Source organism: Colwellia sp. BRX8-5 (assembly GCF_014077325.1).
Lineage (GTDB): Bacteria > Pseudomonadota > Gammaproteobacteria > Enterobacterales > Alteromonadaceae > Colwellia_A.
This window is the reverse complement of sequence record NZ_JACGVR010000001.1, coordinates 341,009-358,542: the sequence shown is the minus strand read 5'-3', so window position 1 is coordinate 358,542 and position 17,534 is coordinate 341,009. Positions and strand designations below refer to the sequence as shown.

General features: G+C 37.2%; 15 protein-coding genes. 5 read left to right on the top strand and 10 right to left on the bottom strand.

What is annotated here, in order from left to right; translation table 11 throughout:
- The first annotated feature begins 104 nt into the window (after positions 1-104).
- The gene (locus H4J62_RS01450; protein WP_182215297.1) at positions 105-1,145 is read left to right on the top strand and encodes a tetratricopeptide repeat protein; all 1,041 of its coding nucleotides are present in this window, start codon (positions 105-107) and stop codon (positions 1,143-1,145) included.
- Positions 1,146-1,217: 72 nt separating this feature from the next.
- On the opposite strand, the gene H4J62_RS01445 is transcribed toward H4J62_RS01450, so the two are convergent.
- From H4J62_RS01445 to H4J62_RS01425, 5 genes are all read right to left on the bottom strand, one after another.
- Positions 1,218-1,649: a hypothetical protein gene (locus H4J62_RS01445; protein WP_182215298.1), complete on the bottom strand. Its 432-nt coding sequence runs from the start codon at positions 1,647-1,649 to the stop codon at positions 1,218-1,220.
- Positions 1,650-1,894: 245 nt separating this feature from the next.
- Positions 1,895-3,751 (bottom strand): M61 family metallopeptidase, encoded by a 1,857-nt coding sequence (locus H4J62_RS01440; protein ID WP_182215300.1) that lies wholly within the window; start codon positions 3,749-3,751, stop codon positions 1,895-1,897.
- A gap of 137 nt (positions 3,752-3,888) precedes the next feature.
- Positions 3,889-4,833, bottom strand: coding sequence for a prolyl aminopeptidase (gene pip / locus H4J62_RS01435; RefSeq protein WP_182215301.1), 945 nt, complete (start codon positions 4,831-4,833; stop codon positions 3,889-3,891).
- 65 nt (positions 4,834-4,898) lie between these two features.
- Complete coding sequence (locus H4J62_RS01430; RefSeq protein WP_182215303.1) at positions 4,899-5,684, bottom strand: CPBP family intramembrane glutamic endopeptidase; 786 nt, start codon at positions 5,682-5,684, stop codon at positions 4,899-4,901.
- A gap of 139 nt (positions 5,685-5,823) precedes the next feature.
- The gene (locus tag H4J62_RS01425; RefSeq protein WP_182215305.1) at positions 5,824-6,039 is read right to left on the bottom strand and encodes a cysteine-rich CWC family protein; all 216 of its coding nucleotides are present in this window, start codon (positions 6,037-6,039) and stop codon (positions 5,824-5,826) included.
- Positions 6,040-6,228: 189 nt separating this feature from the next.
- Between H4J62_RS01425 and H4J62_RS01420 the strand changes: the two genes are divergently transcribed.
- Positions 6,229-9,225: a DUF3857 domain-containing protein gene (locus H4J62_RS01420; RefSeq protein WP_182215306.1), complete on the top strand. Its 2,997-nt coding sequence runs from the start codon at positions 6,229-6,231 to the stop codon at positions 9,223-9,225.
- 26 nt (positions 9,226-9,251) lie between these two features.
- Positions 9,252-10,160, top strand: a complete 909-nt coding sequence (locus tag H4J62_RS01415) for a GGDEF domain-containing protein (RefSeq protein WP_182215308.1) — start codon at positions 9,252-9,254, stop codon at positions 10,158-10,160.
- A gap of 126 nt (positions 10,161-10,286) precedes the next feature.
- Here H4J62_RS01415 and H4J62_RS01410 read toward each other — a convergent pair whose 3' ends face one another.
- Complete coding sequence (locus H4J62_RS01410) at positions 10,287-11,471, bottom strand: NAD(P)/FAD-dependent oxidoreductase (protein ID WP_259364703.1); 1,185 nt, start codon at positions 11,469-11,471, stop codon at positions 10,287-10,289.
- 245 nt (positions 11,472-11,716) lie between these two features.
- Between H4J62_RS01410 and H4J62_RS01405 the strand changes: the two genes are divergently transcribed.
- A complete protein-coding gene (locus tag H4J62_RS01405; protein WP_182215310.1) occupies positions 11,717-13,222 on the top strand; it encodes a hypothetical protein in 1,506 nt (501 codons plus the stop codon).
- Complete coding sequence (locus tag H4J62_RS01400) at positions 13,222-13,524, top strand: winged helix-turn-helix domain-containing protein (protein WP_182215312.1); 303 nt, start codon at positions 13,222-13,224, stop codon at positions 13,522-13,524. Before H4J62_RS01405 ends, H4J62_RS01400 begins: the two co-directional genes overlap by 1 nt.
- Before the next feature lie 74 nt (positions 13,525-13,598).
- Here the strand turns inward: H4J62_RS01400 and ftnA are convergent, their stop codons facing one another.
- From ftnA to H4J62_RS01380, 4 genes are all read right to left on the bottom strand, one after another.
- Positions 13,599-14,126: a non-heme ferritin gene (gene ftnA, locus H4J62_RS01395; protein WP_182215314.1), complete on the bottom strand. Its 528-nt coding sequence runs from the start codon at positions 14,124-14,126 to the stop codon at positions 13,599-13,601.
- 149 nt (positions 14,127-14,275) lie between these two features.
- Positions 14,276-14,749, bottom strand: coding sequence for a peroxiredoxin (locus tag H4J62_RS01390; RefSeq protein ID WP_182215316.1), 474 nt, complete (start codon positions 14,747-14,749; stop codon positions 14,276-14,278).
- Between the two features lie 20 nt (positions 14,750-14,769).
- Complete coding sequence (locus H4J62_RS01385) at positions 14,770-14,943, bottom strand: hypothetical protein (RefSeq protein WP_182215318.1); 174 nt, start codon at positions 14,941-14,943, stop codon at positions 14,770-14,772.
- Between the two features lie 111 nt (positions 14,944-15,054).
- Positions 15,055-17,001 carry a methyl-accepting chemotaxis protein gene (locus tag H4J62_RS01380; protein ID WP_182215320.1) on the bottom strand — a complete coding sequence of 649 codons (1,947 nt, stop codon included), beginning with the start codon at positions 16,999-17,001 and terminating at the stop codon, positions 15,055-15,057.
- Between the last annotated feature and the right edge of the window lie 533 nt (positions 17,002-17,534).

Below are 17,534 nucleotides of genomic sequence, written 5' to 3'. Positions count from 1 at the left end.
ACGAATTTATTTCTATATGCGTCTACTAATCTTTTCGTAATTAATGCTTGTATGATTTTTGTACCAATGGTATAAAAAATAATGGAATAAAAAAAGAGTATACAATGGAATACAGTGAATCAATAATTGAAGGTAGTATAATCAATGAGTTAACTTGCCCTGATTGTGGTTGTAAGCATCATCAGGTGAAAGGCGTGATTAAATATGCCTTCTTTTTTATTGAGTCTATTCCATTTTACCCGGTTAAAAAAAGTACTATTATTCAATGTCAGCAATGCTGGGTTCAAACCGATGCAGCTACTTTACCAAAACAGCGTGTCAAAGAATTGTCAAAAAATCTATTTCCCGCTTGGCGATTGTCCAGTAAATTTTTAGGGTCGCTTTTAACGTTAATGTTCCTAGGTTACTTAGTACAAGGTGAAATCAAGCAACATCAATTGTCTGATCAGTTTATCGAAAACCCTGCTGTTAATGACTTCTACCATGTTGATTTTCGGTATCTTTCTAGTGAGTTACGACCCAATGAAAAATACCGTGTTGGGAAGGTTACTGATATTACCGGTGATGTAGCAACCGTGGTCTATAGCCGATTATTTTATCGAATGCAGCATGGTGCAGATGAAAGCATTAGAGTCGGGCATGTAACTCACTTTAGTTTTTTTTCAAGAAAAGAATATCATTACAGTTTTGCTGAATTACATAAAATGCGCACGCAAGGTGCTATTTATCGGGTTGAAAGACCGATTAAAAATGAATTAAGGGGTAAGCCCGTTGTAACCGCGAAAAAGCGTTTTTTAAGTAGTACTTACTTCCCTGGCGCAAGACAGAACAATTCAGGTTTAGCTTTTTTAGAAGCGAGCTATATAGATAACCATATCGAATTAGCCTTTGAAAAATTCAACCTCTCAGCTGAAAGAGGCTATAAGCTTGGGCAAGTTAATTTAGCTGAACTTTACATCACAGGTAAGCATGGTGAGCAAGACTTAAACCAAGCACTATTTTGGTTACAAGAAGCGGCCTTACAAGACCACCAACCCGCCATAGATAAATACCTTATTGTTTGCCAGCAAGTTGCACAGTGCAGTAAAAGTGACTTTATCAAGGTATTATCAGAGCAAGGTGTTAATTTTCATATAGACAAATAGAACCTAAATAGACTTGGTGGGTATAGATTTAAAAGTAAGAGACTGCAATATCGGATTTATTGTCGATGTTCATTAAGAAAACATATTCTTTATGCGGCTAAGGAGCTTTCCATCACTTTGTGCAGACTCATCGTATTCGTAAGGTGAATCTAATACGGCTAAACGCAATGAATAAGTGCCTCCGTGTCCCCAAGGCCACCATAACGCTATAATCGCTGGTGTTGAATCTGTGGCTGGTCGAGCTAAAATAAGTTGATCTTTGTTAAGTTTAATTAAGGGACCTAAGTATTCTTTAATTTCTTGTGGTGCTTTTTTTGCCGTTTTTTTATTCCATTCATGTTGAAATTGTTGGCGAAGTGCGTCTAGCGTTTTATCTTTTTTATCACGAGAGAATTCAGACAGCATAGCGGAAAATCTGTCTTCCCAGCGCCATGTTAATTGCTCGCCTAATAAATGAATTATGGGATGAGTAAACTCTTCGATTTTTTCTTGGCAATATGACACAAACAAGTCCTATAAAATACGCTAAAAAGAAACTAGCTCTTAGCATAACAACAAATTATAGCCGATATATTACAACTGAATCACCATAAAAATAAAGCCTTTATTGGTAATAATTATCATTTGTAATAAATGTAATATAAAAGTGATTAAAATGTAAACTTACAATAAGCAATTGAAAGAAGTAAAGTTAATGGTTAGGTTAACTTTACTTCTAGCGTAACTTTTACAGGTTAGGAGTTAGGACTCTATTTATTTTTATCGCTATTTTCTTCTGGTTTATCTGCGCCAAGCCATGACAATAAAAATGCTTTTTGTGATTCACTTATCTCTTCATCATCTAGGGCTATTACTTTCACTTCTGGATTTTCAATAAAGGTAATCGTGGTTGATAGTTTTTCGCCACGTTGAATGTATTCAATCGTTGTACTTTCACCCGGTTTAAATTGCTCTAATGCACTTGTCCATTGACTGTCGTTACCTATAGTTCTTCGACCTACTTTAACTATTTGGTCAGTACGTTCAAGACCTGCTTGATAAAGAGGAGAGCCAATTTTTATTGGTTTCTCAATAATGGCAGCTTCGCCACTAAAATTAAATTTAACCTGACCTAAAAAAGCATCACCTGGGTGAGCACTAACTATTTTTAAGCCAGCATGAGTTAATAGTGATGCGTAATCAGGTTTTACTTGTCCATAAATATATTGCTCAAAGAACTGCTTAGCAAAGGTATCATTATTTAATAAAGTCCCTAAGGTATGGCGCAAATCTTCACGGGTGTAAGGAATTTCTGGTTTACCAAAATCTGTCCACATTTTTCTCATAAAATCATCAAGTGATTTTCCTGGAAATTGCTGGCGAATAGATAAATCTAGTGCTAATGCCATGGCACTGCCATAGCTGTAATAGCTGAAAAAGGTATTACTAAAATTAGTTTTATCAATAGCAGTACCCGCATCGGTAAACGTTGCCAGCATACTCGCACCTTCAGGGGTGAAAAATTTTCGACCAGGTACTTGCTCAACCTGATTAACCGTCTTGGTAACAGCTTTTAAGTATTCATCAACCGTAGACTCTTGCGCCCTGCGGATCATTAATTTGTCATAGTAAGAAGTAAAACCTTCGGCGAACCATAAGTTTGTTGTCATGTTATGAGCACTGAAGTTAAAAGGTTCTAATGCTTTAGGTCTTATGCGTTCAACATTCCAAGCATGAAAGAACTCATGTGATAAGGTGCCTAATTGTGAAAAATTCCCTTCATCTAATGATTGAGTATTAGTGAGAATTGTTGAGTTTCTATGCTCCATGCCATCGCGATTGACGTGGGGTAAATAACAGGCAATAAAAGTGTATTCTCCGTAATCAAAAGCAGGTAATTCGCCATAAACTTTAATTTGTTCAGCAACTACAGCTTTAGCTTGACGGGTAAATTCAACTAAATCTTCCTCTAGACCATTGTGATGCACAGCTAAGTTAATTTGGTAATCTTTGCCACTTGAGTGAACAGTCCAGCTTTTTACTTGGTGGTCACTAAGCTCTGTTGGGCTGTCCATAAAATAGGCTAAGTTGGGGGCAGTGAAGGTATATTTATCTTGGGTTTTTTGTAGCTGAGTGGCCACTTTCCATGTTGAACTAAAAGGTTCAAATGTTACTTTTATAGGACGCTTCTCATGGTTTGATGCCCACATAAACGTAGCAGGAATATTCAAGTGAGCATGTGTTCTGTCTATTTGAGCATAAGTACCATCAGCGCGGTCACCAAATAAGGTGTACGTTACGGTTACCTCACCATCGTGATTGTCGATTGCCCACTGATAAGGGTTAGGTCGCGTAATTTCTAAGGGCTCGCCCATACTGTTTACAGCAGTCACGTTATAAACGTTTTTAGCAAATTCATGTAAAGCATAGCGCCCTGGAGAGGTGCGGCTCATTTGAACGGTCAAAACTTGGCTTTCAATGTCTGGAAAGGTTACCGAAATTCGCGCTTCATGATGAACCGCGTTTTCGAAAGTCACTTTATAATGTGTAACGTTGTCTTTAACAGGTAATGAGTGACTTGAAAAAGACACTATTAATGCTAAAAGAACTGTGGGGGCAATTCTCATTTTTTAATCCTAAGCGTTTTATATTGTATAATTATTGGCTTAGTGTAGAGAATTATTACTATTTTTTACAGTAGTACTTTTAACAATAATGAAAGTAAGCAAGCCATATCATTAAAAAAAGCTCATAATAAACAATATTATAGCGTTAGCATTTTATTGGTGGCATTAATTAACTGATCTCTTGTTTCCGGTTCAATTGAAGCATGGCCAGCAATTGTACTGAACAATGTAGAATTTGGCAGTTGTTGATGTAAGAGCCAAGCATTGTCAAAAGGGCAGACAATATCGTAACGGCCATGAACAATAACCATAGGAATATTTTCAATCTTATGACAATTTTTTAGTATCTGATTTTCCGACAAAAAGCAGCCATGCACCATATAATGAGCTTCATGGCGAGAGAGAGTCCAAGAAGAATCATCGCCGGTGAGTGCAGCAACAAACTCTTCGTTAGGCTTTAGCGTGCAACAACGGATCTCCCATTTAGCCCATGCTTGAGCAACTCGCTCTGCAGCTACTTTATCGTCACCTGTCATAATGTCGTAGGCTGTTTTAACACCGGTCTGAATTTCACCATTAGGCAGAGCATCAAGATACTCTTGCCAATAATCAGGAAAAATTCGAGTACCACCTCCGCCTTCAAATGCCCATCGAGTATCCTCGGCACGCCCTAAAAAAATACCGCGTAATACCAAGCTGATCACTGATTCAGGGTGAGTTTGTGCATAGACTAAAGCCAGTGTTGATCCCCAAGAACCACCAAAAGCATGCCATTTTTTAATCTTTAGCTTTAGACGAATTTTCTCAATATCGGCAACTAATAACTGAGTATTATTATTATCTAAACTACCAAAAGGCAACGAACGACCACAGCCACGTTGGTCAAATAATATAATGAGATATTTCTCAGGATCAAAGAAACGTCGGTCATTGGCTGAACTCCCGGCTCCTGGTCCACCATGAATAAAAACAACGGCTTGTCCTTTTGGATTACCACATTGTTCTACATAGAGTTTATGTTGGTCACCAACGGGTAATAAAAAATGATCAAAAGGTGTGATTTCTGGATAAAGTTCGTTCATTGCTACGCTCATCGTTAATAATGAAATGAATTAATCTCACTAGGGTTAATGTTATCGCTATCTAGCTAGTTCATGAATAAATACATAGTTACACTGGAGTATAAATTATTTATAAAGTGCAGGTAAATCGGTAGGTAAATACCACCGCTACTATAGCGTGATACACCTAAAATAATGGCTAAAGGAAATAATACCACGAGTATGTTTATATCGTACTGGCCCGCATGAATTAAAGTAAATAACACACTGGTTATAATAATCGTAACAATAACACCTAAAGGCGAGCTTGCTAATCCTTTAAAGATAAAGCCCCTAAAAATAAGTTCTTCAAAAAATGGGGCGGCTATCACGACGGCAATAAAGAGCAAGAATAGATAATCAGTAGTGTTATAAATATTTATCATACTTTGTGGCGTTTTTATACCTAAGGCATCTGAGGCAAAGTAAGAAAAGATAAAATAACCTATTAGGACAAGATTATAATTAATGAAGTTGGCTTTATTTGGCCATTTGTTAAAACCTAAATAGGCCGCAGCTGTTGTTAGCTTTCTTCTTGCTGCGCAATAAAAGATCAAGGGGGTTAAACATAAAGCCGTGATCAGATAGTTAATCGCATTAAAGTCACCATCGAGTGCTAATCTTTGACTTATTTTTACTCCAGCGGTTAGGACGCGATCTATACTCATTGCTGGTGCGGCGACTTCTATGCCTGCGGCTATAGCAAGAACAGTAATCGAAATAATAAAGTAGAGGATAAAAAACAGTAAGGTTAACCCTAACGTTGCTGTAGCGCTCCACGGGCGACGAGTTCCAGTTAATGTTACCGCTATTTTTTGTGCATCAGCTAACATTGCTTTTCCTTGGTATTAGGACATAAAGAGAAAACACTCAGTAGTAACATTTACAGTAAATAGGGAAAGTGTTTTTTTCTCTGTTGATTAAGTGCTTGCAGTGCTAAATATTTAAAAGATTAGCGAGTTGAGAATTTCGTTAAAGTGCTGTGAAGTTATCTTTTTCAGTTAAATTAAATTTTCTAATACATGCTTGGCAGATACAACTTTTACCCTTGGCTTTATCAGGAACTTGTTGAATTAAGGCTTTGGGCACTTTTTCTAAAGTGCACCAACATTGCTGAGGTGAATTGACATCACAACGATTTTTTTGTTGGCAAAGAGGGCAGTTGCTGGTCTCTATATTTATAGTCATAGATTATTTACGCTTGAATTGTAGGGCGACAGTGTAGCTCGACAAGCATAGCAAGAAAAACCTAAGCTGACTTTACTTTTATGGGTAGTGTAGTTTTTTGATTCGCATGGCTAATGTTGTTAAAAATGTTGCTTTATTGACCTCATTAAAGGCAAACTAGCTAGATAATAAAAACAAAAAGGATTTTTTTTGCGTATTTTCAATTCTTTACCCCCAATAAAAATATTTATCGTTAGTGCCTTATTACTCTTACTGAGCGGCTTAACGCACGGCGAAAAATATGATGACATTTATATTGAAGCAGCCCCTACTTGGGTTGAGTCTCGTGATATCACACTAGCAAAAGACATTCCCGTAGACGAAATAACCGATGGTGTATTTTATCAATTACTGGATTCACAAAGGAAATTATCTGAAAAACAACAAAGTGCTTGGTATTCTCGCTATGTTCAAACAGTTGTAAACCAAGCTGGTGTTGATTATATCTCGCAAATAAATCTCGATTTTGACCCTACTTACCGAAAGCTGGTACTCAATACCTTGTTCGTTATTCGAGATGGGCAACGTATTGACAAATTGTCGAGTGCAAAGATTTCATTATTAAACCGAGAAACCGAATTAGAAAATCAAATTTACAATGGCTCCTTAACACTCAATATCCTTATTGACGATATTCAAGAGGGTGACACCATTGATTATAGTTTTACGCGTTATGGCGACAACCCGGTTTATAAAGGTATTTTCGCTTATAGCCGAACACTGAGTTGGAGTGTACCAATACGAGATCAATTTGTTCGAGTGCTTTGGGGGAAAAGTAAGCCTTTATTTTCCAGCACGCGCAATGTGTCAGTGCCAATTACAGAAAAAAAACTGGGTGAGTACACCGAATACCAAGTGCATATGCATAACGCTGAAACACTGTCATCAGCAAGCGAAGTGCCGGGTTGGTATGAACCTTATGGCTTAGTATCCTTTAGTGAAAGTAAAAACTGGGGCGATGTTGCTGTCTGGGCTGAAACCTTATATCAACCGAGTGAACAACATAAAACGATTATTGAAATTGCTAATGAGCTTCAGCAAAAAAATAAAAGCCAAGCAGAGCAAATTGCAGCAGCATTAAAATATACGCAAGACAATATACGCTATGTTGGCTTAGAAATGGGGGTTAATTCCCATTTACCGACACCGGCCCATGAAACCTTAGCGTTGAAATATGGCGACTGTAAAGACAAAGCCTTATTGTTTATTACGCTGTTAAAGGCATTGGGCATTGATGCATATCCCGCCTTAGTTAATACCGAAGAAACTAAATTTCTTGTTGAACAACTCCCTGCGGTTAATTTGTTTAATCACGTTATTGTTACCTTAGAATTTAATGGTAAACGTATTTGGTTAGATCCGACGTTAAGTTATCAAGAAGGGCGTTTAGCCTACCTTTTTCAACCCGATTATGGATTTGCGTTGGTAGTCAAACCGGGAGAAACAGCATTAACATCAATGGCTAATAGTCAGTCAAATTCTTATACTCATGTTGAAGACCGTTATGTTATTGGCGAAAATGTAGAGCAAGCAGTACCCTATTATATTGTCAGTGAATATTTAGGTGATACCGCGCAAACTAAGCACAGTCAAATTGAACAAGCGGGTAAAAAGAAACTTTCCACAGACTATGAAACCTTTTATCAAAGTACTTATCCTAAATTAACAGCTACTTCCGCCGTTGATATTACAACAGATTATTCAACAGGCGTTTTGAAATTAGCCGAAAGCTACACGATTAACGAATTTTGGAAAAAAGGAGAGGTTGATTATGAAAGAAGCTTCTATCCTACGGATATCAGAAATGCTGTTTATAAGCCCAAGCAAGTCGCAAGAGTTGCGCCGCTGTGGTTCGCTTACCCAAATAATATTATTAATAAAATCACCTTAGAATTCGAAGAACAAAACTGGGAATTTGATGATGATAGCTTCGTTGAAGACAATGATTTTTTCTTTTTTAAACGCGATGTTTCCTTTACCGATAATATCTTAAACTTAACCTTTGAATACCGCTCTAAGACTGATCATATTCCGGCAAATGAAGTGGAAAGTTATCTTGCTGCAAGAAAAACGTTAAGAAGTAAAGCTTACTACGGCATTACTAAATATGCGAAACAGACAGCCAGTACGGTTGACGTTGACGATGAAGAAAGCCCTTTAGCGAGTTGGATGCTTATCGCAATGTGGACTTATGCTATCGGCTTGGTTGCACTTCTTGTTAGCTGGCGAATCGAGTCTAATAAACGACCGGTATTTGCTAATAGTCATTTTTTTCCTGTAGCACTAGTTAAATTTATTACCCTGTCATTTTTTACCTTTGGACTTTATAGTGCCTATTGGATGTATCGAAATTGGCAGGTTATTAAACAAAAGCAGCAAAGCGATATCATGCCAATCGTACGAGGTTTCTTTTCTATCATTTGGTTCTATCCACTATTTTTAGCATTAAAAAATGACAGTATTGAACGTTTTGATAAAAACAAAGTGATGCTGCCTTTTATAGCGGTAATTTTTGCATTGGTGTATTTAATACTCTCATTAGTGGGTAACTATACAGAGCAAAAGGTTTTGAATGTATTGATAATGCTATTACCTTTACTCTTCATTCCTTTTGTAAAATACATTAATAGTATTAACGATCGAAACAGTGAGGCCATTCAGTACAATTCAAGATGGAATATACACAGCATTGTTGCGATTATATTATGTTTACCACTGCTGAGTTTTACCGTCGCCCAAGAAACGCCTTTTTTGCCAAGTGATTCGGTTATTTCGCAAAATGAAATTATGCAACACGACATGAAATATCTTTATCGACAGAATGTTGTTGCTGCCGATGAAACGATCCATTATTTTTATAGTGATGCTTTTCTAACTATTCGTGATGACGGAAATGGCTTTACCGATAAAGAAGTTTTCTCTTATTGGCAAGATGACAATGATGGTTTCCAGCTTGAAAAAGTCCAATTTCATGAGATTAAAGACATCAGTGTTACTTATGGCAAAGCAACAGATGAAAATACCATAGTGACGGTTACTCGTCTTGATGACACTAACTTTAAACTGTTTGTTGCTTCGACAAATACAGGCGATAAATTATTTGTCGATAAGTTAACGGCACTCTGGGAGTTAGCTAAGGTACGTTAGCGGTATCTTTGTAATGGGATAAGTAAATGATGGATATTTCAATTGAGAAGATAATCATTGAGTCTTTAGCATTAACTAAAGATGGAGTCGGAATTTTCAATAGAGATGATCGTCTCATTTATTGTAATGATGCTATCGGTCGATTATTTGGTATGTCTGCTGAAGAGGCGCTTAACAAAAGCTTTTCTGAGCTAAGTGCAGACTGCTTCAATCGTTCAAAAGGGATTAATATTGAATTTACAACTATAGAAGCTTGGTTATCTAATGCCTCAGCGAAGAGAAGAAGTTGTCCTTATAGAACGTTTGAAGTCGATACCCAAGAAGATCAGTGGTTTCTCGTTACCGAACAGATTGTTCACAATGATTACCTTTATATGTACATCACAGATATTACAGAAAAAAAGGCAAACGCGAGAGCGTTACAGCTTATGTCTGAACAATTTCAAAAGCTTGCTACTACAGACTCTCTTACCGGTATTTATAATCGCCGTTATTTTTATGAAAAAGCTGAGGCCGAGTTCAATCGAAGTAGCAGGAAAAACAAAATATTTTCAATAATGTTTCTGGACTTAGATAAGTTCAAGCATATTAATGATAAATTTGGTCACGCCGCCGGTGATGCATTTTTAAAGGGGTTTGCAGACAATGTTCAGACGCACCTAAGAAACTATGATACTTTTGCTAGGGTGGGTGGAGAAGAATTTGCCATATTATTACCTAATACTGACAAAGATAATGCCAGTATCATTGCCGAACGAATAAGAGCATCAATAGAAGCCCTTATTATTCCTTTTGAAAATGAATCATTAAAGATCACGGTATCAGTGGGTGTGGTAGAAAGTTCAAATGAGATCAAATCGATTGACCAAATAATGAATAATGCAGATAAACGCTTATACCAAGCGAAATGTAATGGTCGTAACCAGATTTGTTAAAAAGGGGTTTAACAAAAATCTGCATAACTACTGATGAGTAGTGGTTTTATAGGGCGTAGTTCTTAGTTGAGTCAGTAGACGTTAGAATAACAACCCGAATAGCGCAGACTAAGATACTATTATTTATCACACTACCGCCAAGCCGGTCGCCACTCCTTGAGCCCAGCACGCTTGAAAATTATAACCACCCAACCAACCCGTAACGTCAATCACTTCACCAATAAAATACAAATCATCGCTCTTTTTGGCGGCAAAAGATTTTGAAGATAATTCGTCGGTATCAACACCGCCAAGTGTAACTTCCGCTGTTCGATAACCTTCAGTACCATTAGGCTTGATTTGCCATTGGTGAATAAAAGCATGAATGGCTTGAATTTCTGCATGGTTGAGTTGGTTAACCGCTTTGTCAGGAATGTCTTTGCTTTCAATTAAGCACTCAATGAACCTTTTTGGTAGTAAGGTCGCGAGCAAATTTTTAAGCGATTTTTGCGCTTGATGCTGGCGCCATTCAGCGATGATGTCATTTAAGCTGTGATCGGGTAACAAATTAATGGTTACTGCTTGACCTGCTTGCCAAAAAGAGGATATTTGCAAAATGGCGGGGCCAGACAAACCTCGATGGGTAAATAAAATATTTTCTTTAAAGGTTTCGCCGCTGTCACTAGCGACTTCGGTAAATATACTTATACCAGATAAACCATCAAAGCGGGTTTTATCGTGATCATGTAAAGTAAAAGGCACTAATGCCGCTGTTGTTGGTAATACATTCAAGCCAAACTGTTCTGCTATTTTATAGCCAATAGGACTTGCGCCAAGCTTCGGCATTGTTAAGCCACCAGAGGCGACCACTAATGATTTACAGCTATAACTCGCTTCTGTTGTTTGGACTTGGTAACCACTGTCAGTTTTAGTGACTGAAAGTACTTCATTACGCATTTTAACTTCAACGCCTGCCCAATCACATTCGGTCATCAAAACGTCAACAATATCTTTTGCACTGTCATCACAAAATAACTGCCCTAATGTTTTATGATGATAATTTACGCCATGGCGTTCAACAAGTTCAATGAAGTCTTGTGCTGAATAACGACTTAATGCTGATTTTATGAAGTGAGGATTTTGGCAAATATAGTGTTCAGCACCGGCATCTTCATTAGTGAAATTACAGCGTCCGCCACCACTGATCAGTATTTTACGGCCTGGTTTCTTGCCCATATCGACGACAACGACTTTTTTGCCTCTATAACCAGCTGTTGCGGCACACATCAATCCTGCAGCACCGGCACCAATAACTAACACGTCAATTTGCAAAGCATTTTCCTATGATTTTAAGTTTACTTTATTTCTTATAAATCATTATATCTTGAATAGTCGTGTTATTACACGAGATGTTGTTTAAACAAAAAGCCGCCAAGATAAAGAAATGCAAAGATTGTGTAAATGTCAGAACTAATCAGCAGCACGTGACTCTATTGCCATTGAAACTGCCAAAATTTCATTGGCAATATTTAAACGGCTAATAAAGCGCAGACAACAATAAAGAGTTAGGTGAGTCAATGAATACTAAAAAGTACATACTTTGCATTAAAAGAATAAAGTTTTTAATGGTAACGACGGTAATATTAAGTCTTTCAGCCTGCGGTGGGTCTGATAGTGACTCTAATGCAGAAGGTTATGTGAAGCTCTACAACACCACGAAGAATTCTCCTGCGATCTATTTAACGATAGATGAAGATTTTTCGACAAGTGACGATGAAATTGAGTTTACTTATAACGGTGTCCCTTATGGCAGTGCATCAAACGCAAACATTGTAGACAATGGCTCTTACTTCTATGAGCTGGCGTGGCAAGATGGCGATAGCACAGACAGTAGCGACTTAACGGTCGTTTATACCGATAGTATAAAAATTAACAATGATGCGATTCAATTGATTGTTATCGGAGAAGATATTTTAGCGCCTTCAGTGACCACTTACGATATAGATATTATTGATGATGAAGATGATGATACCTACGATCGCTTCAATTTTAGAGTGCTGAACATGCATGACGATAGCGAAGGTATCGATGTCTATTTATATAAAGCAGATGAAACCTTCAATGAAGCTAACTTTATTGGCAGCTATAGTTATCAAGAATTATCGGTTAATCAAAAATTTGACCAAGATGATTATATTTTTTATATCACGACACCAGGAAGCACTGAAATTTTGTTTCAATCGAATGATATAAGCTTTTCATACAGTAGCCAATATATCATCGCAATACGCGAAAATAATGGCGTGGGAAGCTCACCATATATGCTTGATAAAATGTCTAATTCACTCATAGAATCATTTATTAATACCGACTCAGAAGCAAAACTTAATGCGTACAATGCGATTGGTAAGCATGATTTACTACCTGATTATCAAGGTGAATTTTCCTTATATTTAAATGGTGTAGACGACTCGCCAGAAATTGAAGCCTTATCGCTAGGTGAGCTAAGTCAGCCGATTGAACTTGTTAAAGGAGACTACAGTGTCGATTTGGTCGTCGGTGATGGAAATGAACTATTGTTGAAAAACCATTTACTTTCTTTAGGAGAAAATAGCCATAAAACCGCTTTCTTTTATATTGATGAAGTGGCCGTCGATGACGATGGAGATGGTGATGTTGATGAAGACGGTGATGGTAATATTGATGAGATACAGCTAGATGTGCATTCGTTAGTCGTTAGCAATAGTAGTAGAACGAGTATTTATGATCATGAAATTAAAATGGTTAATCTTGTCGACAGTACTGAATTTGGTGCGTTTACTATTTATTTTGTCCGAAGTGATGAAACCATTGAAAGTGCTTTTTATAAAACAGCCGTTAGCTTTGCCAACAGCGAACTCGTGTATTTAAAAAATAATACCTACCAAGTTTATGTGGTTGCTCAAGACAACAGCAGTGAGATCATCTTAAATGCTTTTGAACTCATCCTAGATGAAGAATCGAAAGAACAATTTATGGTTGTTGAAGTTGATGATACTGCTCCTACTGGTTATAAAGTGAGTTTGTTTGATCAAACAATATAATGTTGGTATCTGATAAAATTATAATCGCCGATGTAGAAATTTTTCCGGGTAGTCGAGAAGTTTATTGCTGCAACCAGTTGGTTACACTGACCGGATTAGAATTTAATTTATTGTGGTTGCTGATGAGTGATTTTCCACAACTAGTTACCCGTGAAAGTATCGCTGAGCATATATTTAAGCGTAGCCTGGTCGAGTCTAATCGAAGTATTAATATGCATATTTCAACCATCAGGAAAAAGTTATTGGTGAACACTGACAAATCACGGATTAAAACTTTTCGTGGTGAAGGATATGTTTTTTAACGAATAATGAGAGGTTATTATTTAAAAAGGCTTCATATAGAAGCCTTTTTTATGCGGTATATTATTGATTGTGACTAAACGGGTGCGCCCGTCATGATACTTGTAGTACCTACTTTAGCCATTTCGGCTAAATCTTTATCAACAAAAAATAAAGCATGGCCGTCTTGACCTACTAAGTTAATTTTATCTAAGACACTTTTAAACAAAGTCTCCTCTTCATGTTGCTCAGCTACATACCATTGCAAGAAATTAAACGTTGAATAGTCTTGGTTAGTAAAGGCTTGATGCGCTAAAGAATTGATACGTTCGGTAATTGAACATTCATGTTCATAAGTTTTTTCGAAAACGTCAGCTAATGACTTATATTCGTGTGGCGGCGCATCTATGGTACCTATAATAGGTAATGCCCCTGTTTCACTGACATAAGTAAATAAGCGTGTCATGTGGTCCATTTCTTCTGCTGCATGTTTACGCATAAATATTGCTGCACCTTCAAAGCCTTTTTCTTCACACCAGGCACTCATTTGTAAGTACAAGTTGGAAGAGTAAAACTCTAAGTTGATCTGTTTATTTAGTTGTTTGACCATTTCAGGTTTTAACATGTTGGTACCTCATTAAAAAATATCAGTAAATTTTGCCTGTTCTATGGCTGGGACACAAGCTATAAAGTGTAACATTTTTGATTTGTAAGATTTAAAAGTCATAAAAAACAATATGATAAACAACACAAATCATTATCATTACATCTCATCTATAGTGTTTTTAGAATAGATTCAGCGGTACTTACTTCAAATTCTTTAGGCTTTTCAATATGTAAATTTGTTACTGTACCGTTTTCAATGACCATAGCATAACGCTGAGAACGTAAACCACCAAATCCTGCGGTCTCCATACTTAAACCAAGTGCTTTAGTGTAACTGCCGTCGCCATCAGCAAGCATCATAATATTTTCAGCATTTTGTGCTTCGCCCCACGCATTCATTACAAAAGCATCATTTACCGATAAACAGATAATGGCATCGACACCTTTAGCTTTTAATTCATCCGCTGATACCACATAGCCGGGTAAATGAGCGGCTGAACAAGTTGGGGTGAAAGCACCGGGAACGGCAAATAGCACCACTTTTTTGTTGGCAAAAAGCTCATCGGTATTATGGGTAATCATGTTGCCGTCTTTTAACTGTGACAATTCGCCTGAAGGCATGGGTTTATTTTCTTCAATCATAAAATTCTTCTCATTTAACGTTAACTATGTTGATGGGGTAAAGGCAGTATTATCGCTTTACATAAAAAATCTTTGCTGTTTGCAGAACGCGCACAGTCTTTACAAATAAAACATGGTTTATCAACAATACGAGCAAGTTCGTGAAGACTTTTTTCTATGTCTTTTTTTTTCCACTTACAAAGCGCCTTTGCCATAAACTATCCTAAAATGAATATCATTACTTGTTTCATTTTAGGATATAGCGCACCGACATGCATCTATTTATCGTTAAAAACGGTTAAATTAATTAGCAGCATGATTAAGTGTTATGCGCTTTTATCGAGCGTTAAGCCAATATCGCTAACATGGTTATTCACATCAATTGAAATGATATTAGCAAGCTTTTGAGAGTTGCTCACTTCTTCATCAACATTACTCATCGCTTGCTCAAAAGCGATAAAATGTTGGCGTTGCAGCGTTATTTGCGTCAGAGAGTCTTGTGCGACCGTGGCGGATATTTTAGCCTGTCCGGTCACTTCTAACGCAGTTTCTTGTAATTGGTCAGCAATTGTTTTTTGATTGAGGGATGCTGTTTCTATATCAATAATTGTTTTTTCAATTGAATTACTGGCACTTTGCAGTTGGTCTAAGCGTTGTGATATCTGTTTAAGTGAATCTTGAGTTTTACCGGCTAGTTGCCTGACTTCATCGGCAACGACAGAAAAACCTCTGCCGTGTTCACCCGCTCTTGCGGCTTCAATTGCCGCGTTTAAAGCCAGTAGGTTAGTTTGGTCGGCAATGGCACTAATAACGTCAACAATAGAGGTAACACTATCAACAGATTGAAAGAGTGAGGTTATTGCGCTTTTACTTTGTTGTGCCGCGATGCTGGTTGAGTCGCTTGCGGCGAGCACTTGTGCAACTCGGCTTTGACTTGTTTCCATTGCCTGTTGCGTGGCTTTTGCGTTATTAACAACTTGTTCTGATAAAGCATTGACTGTTTCAGTTGCTTGCCCAAGTGCATCCATTATTTCACGAGCACCTTGCACATGCGTGCTGGTACTATTTGACGATTGATAAATGTTTTTAACTTGGCTTTCCATGGTTGTTAATGCTTTGGCGACCAAATCAAGCTGTTGTGCTTTTGCTTTATCATCTTGTGCAAGTTTGTTGACCATTTTATTAAAACTGGACGATATTTCTCCAAGCTCAGTTTCCGCTGAAATATCAGTAATGTTATCAACCTTTCCTTGTTCAACAAGTTGAACAAAACCATTTCGTAATTTACGTAACGGATTTAAAATAACACTGCGTTGCAACCAGTAATTGGCGACTAAGAAACAGATTAAAAAGGATAGCAAACCAATAACTATTCGATAAAGTTGCTGATTCAACACTTGTTGTTTCTTTAGTATTTCTGTTTCAGCGATAAGAATAATATCTTCTAATGCAGTAACATTTTTCTTGAGTAGTGCTAAGCCAGCGGTGCGCTGATTCTGTGAGTTTAGGGTGTTTTCAAACTCACTTTGATAACGATTAATGAGTGAATTGAGTTCATCAATCGCTTCTTCACTGATGTCTTCTTTGTCATCGTCATTGGAAAAAAAGTCATCTTCATCAGTATTACTGTCGCTTTCAAGGAAAATAGCCAATAAAGGATAGTTTGTTAATTGTTGATGCCGTTGTGCTAATTCTTGTAATGCATTTTTAAAGCCGGTATCGCTAATGTTTTGGCTAAGGAACAACTTTTCACGCGTGTTGATTAAATAGTTTAATGCGCGAGCAATAGTGCCGATTGTCACTAAATAATTTATGCGTTGCTGTTCGTCTAGCGCCTCACTTTCAGAGGCATATTTTATCAGCGAGTGAGTAATAGCTACCATATTCTGTTCGCTGTTACGAAGCAAAGCGAGTGGGTTACCACTTAACTTACCCATGGCACGATACTTTGTTTCAATATTTTTATTAAGTTTGCCCGCTTCTTCAGTAATGTTATGGCTTAAGTTACCAATATCTAAGCTTGTTGATCGTGTAATTATTTCGTTGAGTTGCTCTTGTGCTGCATTAAGCATGCTGGCATCACCAGTTTGTAGATAGGTTGCAATGGTGCGATAAAACTTAACGGTGGTTAACGTTTTTAATGCATGATATTCAGCGTACTGGCCCCGACTTGATGTAAGAGAAGTTCCAACATGATACATAGTTGCAACGAATATAACGGCAAAAATACTAATGGCAATAACAGACAGTCGTGAAAAACTTGATACTCGCATAGTCAATCCTTGAAGGGTATTCACAGATAAATTAATGCCGATTCTTACTGATCTTTGTTGCGGTTTTATGACAAATGTTTACTGAACAAGTATGAAGTGTGTTGTGGTTAGATCTGATTGATTTTAACTCAAGAGGCTAAAATGTACCGCAAGCCCAGTGAAAGTCGTTTCGAGGGCTTGCGTAAATACAGCGTAGTCCGTTATTCATCTTAACGACTGTTTAAACGAGGGATACAAGGTTAATTGTTTTTAGGAATTGCCTGATTCACATAAACATCAAAACGATTCTTCTTCATTTTTATACTGGTTGAAGGCGATTTAAGTGGCGGTTAAGCTTTTGTACTTTGTGGAAATTACCAATAATTCGAACATCAGCCGCTTTACGTTCTTGCATTTCTTCTAGCAACATAATTATTTTTGTCAGATAAAAAATCACTTCAAAGTTTGACTATTTATTTTCTACCACTCGTAAAAAAAACAATCTGAAAAGCTTTTTAAACACATGAATTTCGTATGATAGGAGAGTGAAGAAC